Annotated in this window: 15 protein-coding genes; 3 read left to right on the top strand and 12 right to left on the bottom strand. The window is 64.3% G+C overall.

Going from position 1 to position 16,536, the window contains the following annotated elements:
• Positions 1-220 precede the first annotated feature (220 nt).
• Positions 221-430: a cold-shock protein gene (locus CAF70_RS19805; RefSeq protein ID WP_003252255.1), complete on the top strand. Its 210-nt coding sequence runs from the start codon at positions 221-223 to the stop codon at positions 428-430.
• A 126-nt stretch (positions 431-556) separates the two neighbouring features.
• On the opposite strand, the gene CAF70_RS19810 is transcribed toward CAF70_RS19805, so the two are convergent.
• From CAF70_RS19810 to CAF70_RS19825, 4 genes are all read right to left on the bottom strand, one after another.
• Positions 557-931, bottom strand: coding sequence for a hypothetical protein (locus tag CAF70_RS19810; protein WP_063911497.1), 375 nt, complete (start codon positions 929-931; stop codon positions 557-559).
• Between the two features lie 17 nt (positions 932-948).
• Complete coding sequence (locus tag CAF70_RS19815) at positions 949-1,761, bottom strand: putative RNA methyltransferase (RefSeq protein ID WP_085626422.1); 813 nt, start codon at positions 1,759-1,761, stop codon at positions 949-951.
• Positions 1,761-2,912: a succinyl-diaminopimelate desuccinylase gene (dapE, locus tag CAF70_RS19820; protein ID WP_085626423.1), complete on the bottom strand. Its 1,152-nt coding sequence runs from the start codon at positions 2,910-2,912 to the stop codon at positions 1,761-1,763. The genes CAF70_RS19815 and dapE overlap by 1 nt, the downstream gene beginning before the upstream one ends.
• A gap of 182 nt (positions 2,913-3,094) precedes the next feature.
• Positions 3,095-5,686, bottom strand: coding sequence for a glycosyltransferase (locus CAF70_RS19825; protein ID WP_085626424.1), 2,592 nt, complete (start codon positions 5,684-5,686; stop codon positions 3,095-3,097).
• A gap of 119 nt (positions 5,687-5,805) precedes the next feature.
• Here CAF70_RS19825 and tcdA point away from each other — a divergent pair, with 119 nt between their 5' ends.
• On the top strand, positions 5,806-6,615 hold the full coding sequence (gene tcdA / locus CAF70_RS19830) for a tRNA cyclic N6-threonylcarbamoyladenosine(37) synthase TcdA (RefSeq protein ID WP_178076407.1): 810 nt from the start codon (positions 5,806-5,808) through the stop codon (positions 6,613-6,615).
• A gap of 111 nt (positions 6,616-6,726) precedes the next feature.
• Here tcdA and CAF70_RS19835 read toward each other — a convergent pair whose 3' ends face one another.
• The 6 genes from CAF70_RS19835 to CAF70_RS19860 form a co-directional block, all read right to left on the bottom strand.
• Positions 6,727-7,137 carry a SufE family protein gene (locus CAF70_RS19835; RefSeq protein WP_085626426.1) on the bottom strand — a complete coding sequence of 137 codons (411 nt, stop codon included), beginning with the start codon at positions 7,135-7,137 and terminating at the stop codon, positions 6,727-6,729.
• Entirely contained in the window at positions 7,134-8,339 is a 1,206-nt protein-coding gene (locus tag CAF70_RS19840) for a cysteine desulfurase (RefSeq protein WP_085626427.1), read from the bottom strand. The genes CAF70_RS19835 and CAF70_RS19840 overlap by 4 nt, the downstream gene beginning before the upstream one ends.
• 111 nt (positions 8,340-8,450) lie before the next feature.
• Positions 8,451-9,485, bottom strand: a complete 1,035-nt coding sequence (gene dapD, locus CAF70_RS19845) for a 2,3,4,5-tetrahydropyridine-2,6-dicarboxylate N-succinyltransferase (RefSeq protein ID WP_025337969.1) — start codon at positions 9,483-9,485, stop codon at positions 8,451-8,453.
• A gap of 31 nt (positions 9,486-9,516) precedes the next feature.
• On the bottom strand, positions 9,517-9,864 hold the full coding sequence (locus CAF70_RS19850; protein ID WP_178076409.1) for an ArsC family reductase: 348 nt from the start codon (positions 9,862-9,864) through the stop codon (positions 9,517-9,519).
• Positions 9,865-9,991: 127 nt separating this feature from the next.
• A complete protein-coding gene (gene graA / locus CAF70_RS19855) occupies positions 9,992-10,291 on the bottom strand; it encodes a type II toxin-antitoxin system antitoxin GraA (RefSeq protein WP_004375387.1) in 300 nt (99 codons plus the stop codon).
• 8 nt (positions 10,292-10,299) lie between these two features.
• Positions 10,300-10,578, bottom strand: a complete 279-nt coding sequence (locus CAF70_RS19860; protein ID WP_082810539.1) for a type II toxin-antitoxin system RelE/ParE family toxin — start codon at positions 10,576-10,578, stop codon at positions 10,300-10,302.
• 246 nt (positions 10,579-10,824) lie between these two features.
• Here CAF70_RS19860 and CAF70_RS19865 point away from each other — a divergent pair, with 246 nt between their 5' ends.
• The gene (locus CAF70_RS19865) at positions 10,825-12,471 is read left to right on the top strand and encodes a Na+/H+ antiporter (protein WP_085626429.1); all 1,647 of its coding nucleotides are present in this window, start codon (positions 10,825-10,827) and stop codon (positions 12,469-12,471) included.
• A gap of 114 nt (positions 12,472-12,585) precedes the next feature.
• Here the strand turns inward: CAF70_RS19865 and dapC are convergent, their stop codons facing one another.
• Entirely contained in the window at positions 12,586-13,782 is a 1,197-nt protein-coding gene (dapC, locus tag CAF70_RS19870) for a succinyldiaminopimelate transaminase (RefSeq protein ID WP_085626430.1), read from the bottom strand.
• Positions 13,783-13,812: 30 nt separating this feature from the next.
• The gene (locus CAF70_RS19875) at positions 13,813-16,515 is read right to left on the bottom strand and encodes a [protein-PII] uridylyltransferase (RefSeq protein ID WP_085626431.1); all 2,703 of its coding nucleotides are present in this window, start codon (positions 16,513-16,515) and stop codon (positions 13,813-13,815) included.
• Between the last annotated feature and the right edge of the window lie 21 nt (positions 16,516-16,536).

The raw sequence follows: 16,536 nt of genomic DNA on the forward strand, positions 1-16,536 counted from the left end.
TGGGTGTGATGTTCAGAGGGGTATCCAGCCAATTAGTCTGCCGTATCCGCGCAAGTTCAGCAAAAATCGCCGAACGGCGCGACGGTCATCAAATTTTTTTGTTCTGTGTCATATACTCGGCCTGCCACTTGCAAGATATTTGCGCAAGCGGCGTCGACACAGGGAGCAGACCCCTGTGTCTACAAGGCGATCTTCACAATAAAAATCCGGAGTAGTTCAGATGTCGTCTCGTGAGACTGGGAATGTAAAGTGGTTCAACGATGCCAAGGGTTATGGCTTCATTCAGCGCGAAGGTGGTGCGGATGTATTCGTCCACTATCGGGCGATCCGCGGTGAGGGGCATCGTACCCTGGTCGAAGGACAGCGGGTGGAATACGCCTGCGTGCAGGGCCAGAAAGGCCTGCAAGCCGAAGACGTAGTGGGCCTCTGAGCCTCATGCTGTAAGGCTTGTTGTGGGGGCTGGCTTGCCGGCGATCACCGGCGAAGCCGGTGCCAGGCACCGTGTTGCCTGAATCGCCGGCAAGCCGGGCTCCCACAAAGAATGAATGCACTGCATTCAGGTGCGCCAGGTGATTTCCTCTTCACCGTCGGCGCTGATGCGCACCCAGCGGTCGGCATCTTCTTCCCCATCTTCCTCCACCCAGCCACCTGGCGCGCAGCGCACTTCCACACCCAGTGCGGCAAATGCGGCGCGGGCGCAGGCAACGTCATCGGCCCACGGCGTCTGGTCGCTTTCCAGGTACAGGCTGTTCCATTTCCCTACAGCCTTGGGTAGCCAAGTGACCGGAATGTTACCGGCCTGGCACTTGAAGGTATGGCCTTTCTGCTTCCATTCGCTGCACGGGCCAATCGCCTGGGCGAGCCACTCGGCAATCTGCTTGTGGTCGACGTCGGTGTCCTTCAGGTAGATCTCGATATCAGGTTGGCGCATAAGGGCTCCGGGTGTGCTCAGTCTTGGCGCACGAAATAGTCATAACGCATGGAAACCGTGACCTCGAACGGCTCGGGCTGGTCGATCACCCGGGCACGCTTTTCGGCACTGGCGCGCCAGCCGTGCGGGGTCATGGCCAGCAGGTCGGCACGGGCCTTGGGCGCGGCCAGGCTCAGGCGGAACTCCAGGGTTTCGCTGTGGGCATGGACCATGCCTTCGGGGACCAGGGCCAGGTGTTTGTCGTCGGCGTAAGGGCGTACTTCATCGTAGAGCACTTCGCGCAGTTCCATCAGGTGGCCGCTGGTGGGGCCGACCCGCATCAGGCCGCCGCCGGGGCTGAGCAGGCGCTTGGCCTCGGCCCAGTCCAGCGGGCTGAACACGCTGGCGATGAACTGGCAGCTGGCGTCCGCCAGCGGCACACGGGCCATGCTTGCGACCATCCAGGTGACTTCCGGCGCACGGCGGCAGGCGCGCTTGACCGCCTCGCGGGAGATGTCCAGGGCATAACCGTCGGCAGTTGGCAGGGCCTGGGCGATCTGCGCGGTGTAGTAACCCTCGCCGCAGCCGATGTCCAGCCAGGCGTCAGGCTGGCGCTCGGCGGCCAGGTCGGCCAAGCGGCAGGCCACCGGCGCATAGTGGCCAGCGTCGAGGAAGTCGCGGCGGGCCTCGACCATGGCCTGGTTGTCACCCGGGTCGCGGCTGTTCTTGTGCTGCACCGGCAGCAGGTTCAGGTAACCCTGGCGGGCGCGGTCGAAGCGGTGGCCGGCCGGGCACACCACACCGTTGTCGAGCCGGCTCAGCGGCGCCTGGCAAAGAGGGCAGGCGAGCATCAGGCGAGCAACCGGACCAGAGTCTGGTAGTAGATTTCGGTCAGCAGGTCGAGGTCGCTGGCCAGGATCCGCTCATCCACCTGGTGGATGGTGGCGTTGACCGGGCCGAGTTCGACCACCTGGGTGCCCATGGTGGCGATGAAACGGCCATCGGAGGTACCGCCGCTGGTGGACGGCTGAGTGTCGCGGCCGGTGACGCCCTTGATGCTGGCCGAGACGGCGTCCAGCAACTCGCCCGGTTCGGTGAGGAACGGCAGGCCCGACAGCGCCCAGTCGATCGACCAGTCCAGCTCATGCTTGTCGAGGATCGACGACACCCGCGCCTGCAGGCCTTCGACGGTGGACTCGGTGGAGAAGCGGAAGTTGAACAGTGCAGTCAGCTCGCCCGGGACCACGTTGGTGGCGCCGGTGCCGGAGTTGAGGTTGGAAATCTGGAAGCTGGTCGGCGGGAAGAACGCATTGCCTTCGTCCCAGTGCTCGGCTGCCAGTTCCGCCAGGGCCGGCGCGGCCAGGTGGATCGGGTTGCGCGCCAGGTGCGGGTAGGCCACATGGCCCTGCTTGCCGCGCACGGTGAGCTTGGCGCCCAGCGAGCCGCGGCGGCCATTCTTGACCACGTCACCCAGCAGGGTGGTGCTGGAGGGTTCGCCGACGATGCACCAGTCCAGGCGCTCGTTGCGTGCTTTCAGGCGCTCGACCACGGCCTTGGTGCCATGGTGGGCCGGGCCTTCCTCGTCGCTGGTGATCAGGAACGCAACCTTGCCACGGTGGTCCGGGTAGTCCTGCACGAAGCGCTCGCTGGCAATCACCATGGAGGCCAGGCTGCCCTTCATGTCGGCGGCACCACGGCCGCACAGCATGCCGTCGGCGTCGATCAGCGCTTCGAACGGCTCATGCTGCCATTGCTGCACCGGGCCGGTGGGCACCACGTCGGTGTGGCCGGCGAAGCACAGCACCGGGCCGTCCTGGCTGCCGTGGGTGGCCCAGAAGTTGTCGACGTCCTCGATGCGCATGGGTTCCAGCTGGAAGCCGACGGCGCCCAGGCGGTTCATCATCTGCTCCTGGCAATCGGCGTCGACGGGGGTGACCGAGGGGCGACGGATCAGGTCGCAGGCCAGTTGAAGGGTAGGCGAGAGCTCGGCTGGGGCCGTCATGGGGGACTCCGGGGCAAGGCGGGGAAAACTGAGGGCGTTATCTTATATCAAATGGTTTCAGGCGGCACGGCCCATTCGCGGGCACGCCCGCTCCCACAGGTACTGCACAGCTCTGAATGTCGGTGACAGACCTATGGGAGCGGGCGTGCCCGCGAATAGGCTGCAAAGCAGCCCCGGCAATCTCAGGCCTGCTGCGGCTCAGCGGCTTTTTCCCCAGGCTTGGGCAGCGAAGACAGGAAGGCCATCACCAACGCCGCCACATAAGGCAACGACTGCACCAGCAACATCGCCACCCAGAAGCGCATGTCCGAACTCGGCAGCCCCTGTACCAGGTAGATGCCCAGCGCTGCGCCCCACAGCAGCAACATGATGAACAGCTCTTCCCGCGCCTCGGAAATCGCCACCAGCAGCCCGTGGCTGTCGGCATTCTTCGGCGTGCGGAAGAACGGCATGCTGCTGGTGAAGAACCCGTACAGCACCGCCTTGGCAATGGTATGCGACAGTGCCAGCCCCGCCAGCGCCGCAGCAAAGGCATCCTTGAGGTTCACCCCCACCGCGCGGCGGTAGAGGAAGATGATCTTGCCGACCTTGAAGAAGAACAGCGCCAGCGGCGGAATGGCAAAGATCATCAGCGGCGGGTCGACCCGGTGCGGCACGATGATCATCGCTGCCGACCACAGCAGCGCGCCGACGGTGAAGAAGATGTTCATGCCATCGGCGATCCATGGCAGCCAACCGGCCAGGAAGTGGTAGCGCTGGCCGCGGGTCAGCTCGCTGCCCTTGCCGCGTAGCAGGGCGCTGGCGTGGTGCTTGATGATCTGGATGGCGCCGTAGGCCCAGCGGAAGCGTTGCTTCTTGAAGTCGATGAAGGTGTCGGGCATCAGGCCCTTGCCGTAACTGTTGTGGGCATAGGCGGCCGACAGGCCCTTCTCGAACACACGCAAGCCCAGTTCGGCGTCCTCGCAGATGCACCACTCGGCCCAACCCAGCTCTTCCAGCACGCTGCGCCGGGTCATGGTCATGGTGCCGTGCTGAATGATCGCGTCACGGTCGTTGCGGGTGACCATGCCGATGTGGAAGAAGCCCTTGTACTCGCTGTAGCACAGCTTCTTGAAGGCGCTTTCGTGCTGGTCGCGGTAGTCCTGCGGCGACTGCACCACGGCAATTTTCGGGTCGGCGAAGTGCGGCACCATGTGCTTGAGCCAGTTGCGGTCGACGCAGTAGTCCGAGTCGATCACCGCGATCACTTCGGCGTCCTTGGCGGTGTGCGGGATCAGGTAGTTCAGCGCGCCACCCTTGAAACCGGCCAGGGGCGCGACGTGGAAGAACCTGAAGCGCTCGCCGAGCTTCTCGCAATGGGCCTTCAGTGGCTCCCACACGGCCGGGTCCTTGGTGTTGTTGTCGATCACCAGCACTTCGTAGTCGGGGTAGTCCAGTGCAGCCAGGGCGTCGAGGGTCTGCTTCACCATCTCTGGCGGCTCGTTGTAGCACGGCACATGCACCGACACCTTGGGCCGGTAGGCGCTGTCGGCCTGCACCGGCAGGAACTCGCGCCGGCGCTTGTGTATCCACACCGCCTCGGCGAGTTCGTGGGCCTCGGTCAGCAGCACGATGAACACGCCCAGCGCGCCAAGGGCCAGCAGCACACCCACGGTCAGGCTGAACCAGGTGCTGTATTGCTGGCTGTAGTCGTAGGCGATCCATACCAGCACCGACCCGCACAGGAAGGTAATGAAGGTCAGGAAGGTGCGGCCGCGCTGGCGCAAGGCCGAACCGTCGATGAACAGTACCATCAGGGCAATCATCGCCAGCACCACCGAGGCGACCGCCAGGGCACGCCACTGCGGGATAGCCACCACCGGGCCGTCGAAGTTGAATTTTTGCTGGCGTTCGGCGTTGTACACGCCCCAGTAGGCGCCTACCGAGCCTTCGTCGCTGGCCTTCCACGGTTGGTCGTAGGCTTCGATGACGAAGTAGTTGTAGCCGCGGCGGTTGAGGGTGTTGACCAGGGTGCGCAGGTAGATGGCCTGGTCGGCCTGGGTGGCGTCGGCACCACCGCGCATGCGGCCGTTGCTCGGCCAGCCGACTTCCGACAGCAGCAGGGGTTTGCGTGGGAACTGGTGTTTCAGCTCGCGGGCGCGGTCGAGCACGAACTCGACCGAATCTTTCATCGGCACGAACTCCCAGTACGGCAGGATGTGCGCGGCAATCAGGTCGACGTGCTTGGCCAGTTGCGGGTTTTCCTTCCAGATGTGCCATTGCTCGCTGGTGGTTACCGGCACCTTGACCGCTGCACGTACCCGGTCGAGGTATTTGATCAGGTTTTCCGGCGTGACTTCTTCACGGAACAGCGCTTCGTTGCCGACCACAACCCGCACCACGCTGCGCGAGGTGTTGGCCAGCTGGATGGCGGTGGCAATTTCGCGCTCGTTGCGCTCCAGGTCCGGGCTGATCCAGATGCCCAGCGTTACCCGCAGGCCGAACTCCTCGGCCAGGCGCGGGATATCCGCCTGGGTGCCCTCCACGGTGTAGATCCGGATACTGTCGGTCAGTTTGCTCAACTGCTCCAGGTCCTGACGCATCTCGTCGTCACTGGGGTACTGGCCCTTCTGCGGGCTCTCACCCAGACGGAACGGTGAGTACGAGAAGCCAGAGATCTGCTCTGGCCAGGCGGGGGCGGAAACCGGGCGGTTGATTAGCGCCCAGAATCCGGTGAACAACGCGGCGATGGCCAGGACCACGACCAGGTTCAGGCCGAATTTACGTGAAGACATTGTCGTCCATATGTGTCGAAGTGATAGGACATTAAAGCAGGGTTGGTAGTGTCTTTCCTAACGATGCAGGCCATGGGCCCGCTGGCATATAATGCGCGCCGGTTTTTTGGGGTATGAGCATGAGCACAGAAGATCCACGCTTCGCCGGCGTTGCCCGGCTGTATGGCGACCAGGGGCTGCACCGCCTGGGCCAGGCCCATGTGGCCGTGGTCGGTATTGGCGGGGTAGGCTCGTGGGCGGCGGAAGCGCTGGCGCGCAGTGGCGTGGGCGAGATCACCTTGTTCGACCTTGACGACGTCTGCGTCAGCAACACCAACCGCCAGGCCCATGCCCTGGAAGGGCAGGTGGGGCGGCCCAAGGTCGAGGTCATGGCCGAGCGCCTGCGGGCGATCAACCCGGCGTGCACGGTGCATGCGGTGGCCGACTTCGTTACCCGCGACACCATGGTCGAGTACATCACCGAGCACCTCGATTGCGTGATCGACTGCATCGACAGCGTCATGGCCAAGGCCGCCCTGATCGCCTGGTGCCGGCGCCGCAAGATCGCCATCGTCACCACGGGTGGTGCCGGTGGGCAGATCGACCCGACCCAGATCCAGATCGCCGACCTGAACAAGACCTTCAACGACCCGCTGGCCTCGCGGGTGCGTTCCACCCTGCGCCGCGACTACAACTTTTCGCGCAATGTCAGCCGCAACTATGGCGTGCCATGCGTGTTCTCCAGCGAACAGCTGCGCTATCCCAAGGGCGATGGCAGCGTTTGCCTGCAGAAAAGCTTCGTCGGCGAGGGCGTGCGCCTGGACTGCTCGGGTGGCTTTGGCGCGGTGATGATGGTGACCGCGACCTTTGGCATGGTGGCGGCGAGCAAGGCGGTGGAAAAACTGGTGGCGGGGGCGCGGCGGCCTTCGGAGCGGGTCAAGCCTGAATAGACCGCATGGGCTTTCTCGCGGGCTTGCCCGCTCCCACAGGTACTGCTTCTCTCTCAAGAACGATGAGGACCCTGTGGGAGCGGGCAAGCCCGCGAAAAGGCCAGCACCGATTCAACGGTTGGACGCCAGCTCCGCCATCCGCTGCAACACCGCATGCAGGCCATTGCTGCGCGACGGCGACAGCTGGCGCTCCAGCCCCAGCTGAGTGAACCACTCACGCAGATCAAGCCCGGCCAGCTCTTCACTGGCCAACCCCTGTACCCGCACCAGCAACAACGCCAGTAGCCCGCGCAACAGGCGTGCATCGCTGCTGGCCTTGAACCGCCACAAGCCCTCGACCTGCTCGGCCACAAGCCAGACCAGGCTTTCGCAGCCATGCACCCGGTTGGCCTCGGTCTTATCGCTGTCAGTCAGCGGGTCCAGGCGGTCGCCCCACTGCATCAGTAGCCGTGCTCGCTGCTCCCAGCCCTTGCTTTGCTCAAACGCCTCCAGCGCCTGACATGCCTGTGCCGGCAGGTTCATCGCAGCAGCTCCAGGCCCTGATCCAGCGCCGCGAAGAAACGCTGCAAGTCATCGCTGTCGTTGTACAGCCCCAGCGACACGCGAATAGCGCCCTCCAGCCCCAACTCCTTCAGCAGCGGCATGGCACAGTGGTGCCCGGCACGCACGGCGATGCCTTGTTCGGTCAGCAAGTGGGCGATGTCGGCGTTGTGCACGCCTTCGATGACGAAACTGGCAAGGGCTGCCTGTGGCGTGCCAACAATGCGCACGCCCTCGCGGTCCGCCAGGCCACGCAGCAGTTGCTGGTGCAGGCTGGTTTCATGGGCTTCGAGTGCCTGGGCATCGAGGCTGGCCAGATAGTCCAGGGTCGCACCCAGGCCGATCACCCCGGCAATCGGCGGCGTACCTGCCTCGAAGCCCAGCGGCGCCGGGCGGAAGCTGGCGCTGTGGTACTCGGCCAGTTGCACCATCTCGCCGCCGAACTGCCAGTGCTGCAGCAGGTCCAGCGCCTGGCTGCGGCCGTACAGCACACCAACGCCTTCCGGGCCGTACAGCTTGTGGCTGGAGAATACATAGAAGTCGCAGCCAAGCTGCTGCACATCATGGCGGCCATGCACCACGCCCTGGGCACCGTCGACCACGGTCAGCGCGCCTTGGGCGCGGGCATGGGCCAGCAGCGCCGGTAGCGGCTGCCAGGTGCCCAGTACGTTGGACAACTGGCTCAGGGCCAGCACTCGGGTGCGCGGGCCGATCAGTTGCAATGCCTGGTCCAGGTCGATGCGGCCATGGGCATCCAGCGGCAGCACCACCAGGCGCAGGTTGCGCCGGCGTGCCAGCTGTTGCCAGGGCAGCAGGTTGGCATGGTGCTCCAGGGCGCTGACGGCAATTTCGTCACCGGCCTCGAAGCGGTGTTCCAGGCCATAGGCCAGCAGGTTCAGCGCCGAAGTGGCGCCGTGGGTGAAGATGATCTGCCGCGCGTCTGCCGCATTGAGCCAGGCGGCAACCTTGTCGCGGCTGGTTTCGAAGGCCTGGGTCGCCAGTGCGCCGGGCAAGTGCTGGGCGCGGTGCACGTTGGCCGCGCCATGGCCATAGTAATGGCTCAGGGCATCAAGCAGGGCTTGTGGCTTCTGGGTGGTGGCGGCGCTGTCCAGGTAGGTCTGGTGCTGCCGTTGCAGGGCGGCGATGGCGGGAAAATCGGCACGCCAGGGGGAGGGCTGGAACATGGTCGCGGGGCCTGGAATGAAAATCGGGTCTGGCGTGTTGCCAGACCCGATCTTAACATTTCAAACGCTGAGAATCCGCTGTTCGCGAGCAAGCTCGCGTCTGCGGGGTTCTCAGTTGTGCGCGTGCAGCGCCTCGTTCAGCTCGATGGCTGACTTGTGGGTCTTGCACTCCACCGCGCCGTTCAGCGAGTTGCGGCGGAACAGCAGGTCGGTCTGGCCAGCCAGATCGCGAGCCTTGACCACTTTGACCAGCTGGTTGTTCTCGTCCAGCAGGTTCACCTTGGTACCGGCGGTGATGTACAGGCCGGCTTCGACGGTGTTGCGGTCGCCCAGCGGAATGCCGATACCGGCGTTGGCGCCGATCAGGCAGCCTTCACCAACCTTGATGACGATGTTGCCGCCACCGGACAGGGTGCCCATGGTCGAGCAGCCGCCGCCCAGGTCCGAGCCCTTGCCGACAAATACGCCAGCGGAAACGCGGCCTTCGATCATGCCCGGGCCTTCGGTGCCCGCGTTAAAGTTGACGAAGCCTTCGTGCATGATGGTGGTGCCTTCGCCAATGTAGGCGCCCAGGCGCACACGGGCGGTGTCGGCGATACGCACGCCGGCCGGGACCACGTAGTCGGTCATTTTCGGGAACTTGTCCACCGAGAATACTTCCAGCAGCTCGCCCTTCAGGCGCGCTTCCAGTTGCAGCTCAGCGAGTTCGGCCAGGTCGACCGCGCCCTGGTTGGTCCAGGCCACGTTCGGCAGCAGCGGGAAGATGCCGGCCAGGCTCACGCCGTGTGGCTTGACCAGGCGGTGCGACAGCAGGTGCAGCTTGAGGTAGGCCTCTGGGGTCGAGGTCAGCGCGGCGTCTTCGGCCAGCAGGGTAGCGACCAGCGGCTTGTGGCTTTCAGCCAGGCGGGTCAGCAGGGCGGCCTGGGCGGCATCCACACCTTTCACGGCTTCGGCCAGTTGCGCGGCTTGGGCGTTGCTGAAGGCGATGGCCTGGTTGCCACCTTGATAACCGAGAACAGGGGCTACTGCAGCGACCAGTTCGGCGCTCGGGTTGAGCAGCGGTTGTGCGTAGAACACTTCCAGCCAGGCGCCCTGGCGGTTCTGGGAGCCGACACCGAAGGCCAGGCTGAACAGGGTATTGGACATGTGATTACCTCGTGCGAAATAGGGTAGGGGCTCAGGCCAGGGCGGCGGCGTACAGGTCAGGCTTGAAGCCGACCAGGGTGCGCGCGCCAAGGTCGAGCACCGGGCGCTTGATCATCGACGGCTGGGCCAGCATCAGCTCGACGGCCTTGGCCTGGTCGAGATTGGCCTTGCTGGCGTCGTCCAGCTTGCGGAAGGTGGTGCCGGCACGGTTGAGGATGACTTCCCAGCCGTGTTCGTCGCACCAGCGGTTCAGGCTGTCGCGGTCGATGCCTTTGGTCTTGTAGTCGTGGAATTCGTAGGCAATGGCCTGGTCTTCGAGCCAGGTACGTGCCTTCTTCATGGTGTCACAGGCTTTGATGCCGTAGAGCGTGTAGGTCATTGTGTGCATTGGGGATCACAGGCGGCCCCAACCTCTCCGTTTTCCGATTTCAGGCGCGGGATTATGCGGGAACGATCCTCGCGGCGCCACGCCCCATGGTGCCCATGTTTACTGATCAAGGTATGTCTCAAGCGACCAGGCGCTGTACCGAACCGATGATCTCGTCACCGTGTTGCTGTTCAGCGGTGCGCAGATCGAAGGCGGTCTGCAGGTTGAGCCAGAACTCGGGGGTGGTGTCCAGGCAGATGGACAGGCGCAGCGCCATGTCGGCGGAAACACCGCCCCGTTCACGCAGGATGTTGTTGACGGTTGGTGTGGCAACGCCTAGCGCCCGGGCCAGTGCCGCGGCGCTGAAACCCATTTCTTTCTGGAAGTCCTCACGCAGGACTTCTCCGGGATGAATCGGACGCATACCGTTCTTGAGCATGATGCACCTCAGTGGTAATCGACAATTTCAACGTTAATCGGCCCGTTGTCGGTCCAGATAAAGCACAGGCGCCATTGGTCATTGACACGGATACTGTGCTGGCCTGCTCGGTTGCCGCTCAATGCCTCGAGACGGTTGCCAGGTGGCGACCGAAGGTCTCGCAGCTCTGTTGCGGCATCGAGCATGGCCAGTTTGCGTTCCGCAACTGACTTGATATCTGACCAACGCCGTGTCTTTCCATGAGTAAAAAGTGCTTCCGTGTCGGCACAGCTAAAGCTTCGAATCATGAGGCTGAATGCTTAACGTTATTCGTTAAGGTTGATTATACGACGGGATCCCAGCAGTTCAAGCCTGGCTAGCGCAAGATGCTCGCCAACGTCAGTCACGTGCTGGGTATCAACATGTTACATATTCATCCGCCACCTGCGACTATCGTGCAGCGGCCCCGAATCGCCCATCACCGCTAACATATTGTTTCAATGGCGATGTTTCGCCCTGTTGTCGTTTCTGGTTCACAAAGGAAGCCTTACCGGATGCAGTCCGCCTACACCGTCCTCATCCTGCTGACCCTGGTCAGCGTGTCGAAGCTGGTCGGCCGCATGATTCCGCTGCCCTTGCCGCTGGTGCAGATCGCCGCCGGCGCCTTGCTCGCATGGCCGACACTGGGCCTGCATGTGGCCCTGGACCCCGAGTTGTTCCTGTTCCTGTTCCTGCCGCCGTTGCTGTTCGCCGACGGCTGGCGCATTCCCAAGCGCGAGTTGTGGCGCATTCGTGGGCCGGTGGTAGCGCTGGCCGTGGGCCTGGTGCTGTTTACCGTGGTCGGAGCCGGTTACTTCATTCACTGGCTGCTGCCGAGCATCCCGCTGCCGGTGGCCTTCGCCCTGGCTGCCGTGTTGTCGCCGACCGACGCCGTGGCGGTTTCGGCCATTACCCAGGACCGCCTGCCCACCCCGCTGATGCACATGCTCCAGGGCGAGGCCCTGATGAACGATGCCTCGGGCCTGGTGACCTTCAAGTTCGCCCTGGCAGCGGCGATCACCGGGGTATTCTCGCTGACCGACGCCAGCTTCAGCTTCGTGCTGGTCGCCCTGGGCGGCCTGGCCGTGGGCGTGGCCCTGAGCTGGCTGATCGGCCGCCTGCGGGCCTGGATGATCGCCCGCGGCTGGGACGACCCGGCTACCCACGTGGTATTCATGTTGCTGCTACCGTTTGCCGCCTACGTGCTGGCCGAGCGCCTGGGCGTGTCGGGCATCCTTTCGGCGGTGGCGGCCGGCATGATGCAGAGCTGGCTCGACCTGCTGCCACGGCAGACCAGCACGCGCCTGCTCAACCGCAGCGTGTGGTCGCTGCTGGAGTTCGCTTTCAACGGCCTGATCTTCCTGCTGCTGGGCCTGCAGCTGCCAGACATCATCAAGGCGGTGGTCAGCCACGAAGCGACTGTGTGGCCGACCCTGGCCTACCGCTGCCTGGATGTAGTGGCGATCTTTGCCGCGCTGATCTTGTTGCGGTTCATCTGGGTGCAGAGCATCTGGCGCTCGATCGGTGTGGTACGCCGCTGGCGCGGCAAGCCCGCGCTGGTGCTGATGCCGACGGCGCGTTCCTGCTGGTTGCTGACCCTGGGGGGCGTGCGCGGTGCGGTCACCCTGGCCGGCGTGATGTCGATCCCGTTGCTGATCGGAGCAGGCAAGGCCTTTCCGGAGCGTGACTTGCTGATCTTCATTGCGGCCGGGGTGATCCTGCTGTCGTTGATCAGCGCCTGCATCGCGCTGCCGATCTTGCTGCGCGGTATTACCAAAAGCCCGGACGAGCGGTTGCATCAGGAGGTGCAGGAAGCGTGGCGACGCACGGCCGAGGCGGCGATCCATGCGCTGGAGGCGGAGGAAGTGATCGACAGCAATGCGCCGCAGGACGCCGCGCAGGCAACCTTGGCGACCGAGCTGAAGGCGCGGCTGATGGCTGAGTATCGGGATGAACTGGATAGCTATAACGACAGTGCCGAGGCCAAGGCCCTGGCCGAGCAGATGGACTTGCTGGAGCGGCGTTTGCGCTTGCGGGCGCTGCGGGCGCAGCGGCTGGAACTGTATAACCTGCATCGCCAGCATCTGGTGGGTGATGAAGTGGTGCGGCAGGTGCTGGGGGAGCTGGATATGAGTGAGGCGAACCTGGGTTCAGTCAAGTAGGTCCCAGGGGCTGCTCTGCAGCCCTTCGCGGGCTTGCCCGCTCCCACAGGTACTGCGCCGCTTTCTCGGCTTGCGCTGTATCTGTGGGGGCGGGCAAGCCCGCGAATCGGGCGATCAGCGGGTTTGCAGGAATGCGCGAATCCGCTCCGCCGCCTCGATGCACTCGGCCAGCGGTGCAACCAGCGCCATGCGCACGCGGCCGGCGCCCGGGTTCAGGCCATCCACTTCACGCGACAGGTACGACCCCGGTACCACCGTCACATGCTGGGCCTCGAACAGGTCGCGGGTGAACTCGGCATCGCTGCCGGGTACCTTGGCCCACAGGTAGAAGCTGCCATCCGGGCGCTGCACGTCCAGTACCGGCTGCAGGATATCCAGCACGGCATCGTACTTGGCGCGGTACTGGTCGCGGTTCTCGCGCACATGTGCCTCGTCCTGCCAGGCAGCAATGCTGGCCAGCTGGGTTTGCACCGGCATGGCGCAGCCGTGGTAGGTACGGTACAGCAGGAACGGCTTGATGATCTCGGCATCACCGGCGACGAAGCCCGAGCGCAGGCCTGGCAGGTTGGAGCGCTTGGACAGGCTATGGAAAACCACGCAGCGCTTGAAGTCGCTGCGGCCCAGTTCCGCACAGGCCGTCAGCAGGCCCGGCGGCGGGGCATCCTCGTCGAAGTACAGTTCGCTGTAGCATTCGTCGGCGGCAATCACGAAGTCGTGCTCGTCGGCCAGGGCAATCAGCTTCTTCAGCGTGTCCATCGGCACCAGTGCGCCGGTGGGGTTGCCCGGTGAGCACAGGAACAGGATCTGGCAACGCTTCCACACTTCAGCCGGCACGGCGTCGAAGTCGGGGTTGAAGCCGTTGCTTTCCAGGCACGGCAGGTAGTGCGGGGTGGCACCGGCCAGCAGCGCTGCCCCTTCGTAGATCTGGTAGAACGGGTTGGGGCTGACCACCAGGCCGTCATCGGCGCGGTTGACCACGGCCTGGGTGAAGGCGAACAGCGCCTCACGGGTGCCGTTGACCGGCAGGATGTGGCGGTCGGCGTCCAGCCAGCCGGCCGGTACTCCAAAGCGCCGCTCGCACCACTGGCCGATGGCCTGGCGCAGGGCCGGCAGGCCGATGGTGCTCGGGTACACCGCCAGCTTGTCGAGGTTGTCGGCCATGGCCTGGGCGACGAACGCCGGCGATTCGTGCTTCGGCTCACCGATCGAAAGGGCGATGGCGCGTTTGTCTGCCGCAGGCTTCACGCTGCCCAGCAGGGCGCGGAGCTTCTCGAACGGATAGGGCTGAAGCTGGGTCAAGGCATGGTTCATCGGCGCAAGGTCTCGTCAATCGTCTAGTCGTCAAAAGGTTACGCGGGTAGGGCTGGCATCGCTGGCCTGGCCGGCCTGCAGCTGCTGGACGATGGCCTCCTGCAGGCGGCTGCACAGCTGTGGGTCGGACAGCGGCTGGTTGTCGGCATCGGTGATGAAGAAAACGTCTTCCACCCGCTCGCCAAGGGTGGCGATCTTGGCGTTCTGCAGCGACAGGTCGAATTCCAGGAAGATCCGCCCCAGCCGGGCCAGCAGGCCTGGGCGGTCGGGCGCAGTGATCTCGAGGATGGTCACCGGTCGCTGGGCATCGTTGAGGATGGTCACTTGCGGCGGGAAGTCGAAGTGCTTGAGTTGGCGCGGTACCCGGCGCTGGATGATGGTCGGGTAGTCCTCGGGGTTGCGCAGCGCTTCGGTCAGGCCGTCGCGAATCTGCTTGACCCGCTGCGGGTTGTCGCCGATCGAGCCGCCGTCGTTGTCCAGCACGATGTAGGTATCGAGGGTGAACTGGCTGCTCGAGGTGATGATCCGCGCGTCATGAATGTTCAGGTTCAGCTGCGACATGGCCGCCACCGTCACGGCGAAGAAGTCGTGCTGGTCGGGGGCGTAGATGAAGATCTGCGTGCCGCCCTCGAACTCGCGCTGGGTGGTTTCCTTGATCAGCACCAGCGGCCCGCCATCGGCCGGCTGCTGGAGTATCGCGTCACTGTGCCAGGCCACGTCGGCAGCGGTGTGCTTGAGGAAGTAGTCATCGCCCAGCTGTGACCACAGCTGCTCGACGTCGTCCGGGTCGGTGCCTTCGCGCACCAGGATATCCAGCGCCGCCGATTGGGTCTGGCGAATCTGCTCTTCGCGGTCCAGAGGGTTTTCCAGGCCACGGCGCAGGGCGCGCTTGGTCTCGGTGTACAGCTGGCGCAGCAGGCTGGCCCGCCACGAGTTCCACAGGCTGGGGTTGGTGGCGTTGATATCGGCCACGGTCAGCACGTACAGGTAGTCCAGGCGTGTCTCGTCGCCCACGTGCAGGGCGAAATCGTTGATCACCTGCGGGTCGGACAGGTCCTTGCGCTGGGCGGTGGTCGACATCACCAGGTGGTTCTGCACCAGCCAGACGATCAACCGGCTGTCCCAGGCCGGCAACTGGTGGCGTTCGCAGAACTTCTGCGCATCCACTGCGCCCAGCTCGGAATGGTCGCCCTGGCGGCCCTTGCCGATGTCGTGGTACAGGCCGGCCAGGTAGATCAGCTCGGGCTTGGGCAGGCGGCCCATGAGCTTGCTGGCCAGTGGAAATTTCTCGGACACCGGCGTGTATTGCAGCTTGCGCAGGTGCTTGATGAGGTTGAGGGTGTGCGCATCGACCGTATAGATGTGGAACAGGTCGTGCTGCATCTGACCGACGATCAGGCCGAACTCCGGCAGGTAGCGGCCCAGGATGCCGTAGCGGTTCATCCGCCGCAGGTTGCGGTGGATACCGATTTCGCACTTGAACAGTTCGATGAACAGGCTGGTATTGCGGATATCGGTGCGGAAGGTGTCGTCGATCAGGTGGCGGTGCTCGCGCAGTAGCCGCACGGTATCGGCGCGTACGCCCTTGATTTCCGGATGCTGGGCCATCAGCACGAAGATTTCCAGCATGGCGAACGGCGTGCGCTTGAACACGTTCGGCCGGGTAGCTTCTATATAGCCGTCATGCAGGCGGAAGCGCGCATTCAGAGGCTGGGTGGTGCCACTGTCGTCATCGGCGAGGATGACCTCCTCGAAGTGCTGGATGATCAGGTCGCACAGCTGGCTGATGCTCATCACCACACGGTAGTACTGCTGCATGAACTGCTCGATCGCCCGCTTGGGGTTGTCGTCGCGGTAGCCCAGCAGCGCGGCGATGCTGCGCTGGTGGTCGAACAGCAGGCGGTCCTCGGCGCGCCCGGCGAGCATGTGCAAGGCGTAGCGCACCTTCCACAGGAAGTCCTGTGACGAGGCCAGCAGCTCGTTTTCGCTTTCCAGCAGGAAACCTTCGCCTGCCAGCGCGTGCAGGTTGAGCGTGCCGTACTGGCGGCGGGCGACCCATAGCACTGTCTGGATATCGCGCAGGCCGCCGGGTGAACCTTTCACATTGGGTTCGAGGTTGTACTCGGTGTCGTTGTACTTGTGGTGGCGGGCCTTGAGTTCGGCTCGCTTGGCCAGGAAGAAATCCTTGCTCGGCCACATGTGTGCAGTACTGGTCACCTCCAGCATCCGCTGGCGCAGGGCCTCGGGGCCGGCAATGGTGCGGCTTTCCATCAGGTTGGTGATAACCGTCAGGTCGGCGCGGGCCTGCTCGGCGCACTCGTCGACGGTGCGCACGCTCTGGCCAACTTCCAGGCCGATGTCCCACAGCAGGGTAAGAAACCGCTCGATGGCATCGCGGTACTGCTCGTGTTCGGCGGCACCCAGCAAGATCAGCAGGTCGATGTCCGAATGCGGGTGCAGCTCACCGCGCCCGTAACCGCCCACCGCAACCAGGGCAATGCCGCTCTGGTCGCCCCAGTCGAACTGGTTCCAGGCCTGTTGCAGGATATTGTCGACGAGCCAGGCGCGGGCCTCGATCAGCGGGCGGATTTCGCTGCCACTGCGGAAACGCTTGTCGAGCACCTCGCCGGCCTGGCGGATGGCTTTCTTGAAGGCAGCGATGGGGCTCGCCTTGAGGGCCAGTTCCGCCTGGAACTGGCCGCGGTCGAACAGCTCGGGATCCACCTGGGGCATCGCGTCACGTTCCTGTCGTGG

Source organism: Pseudomonas sp. B19(2017) (assembly GCF_002113165.1).
Taxonomy (GTDB): Bacteria; Pseudomonadota; Gammaproteobacteria; order Pseudomonadales; family Pseudomonadaceae; genus Aquipseudomonas.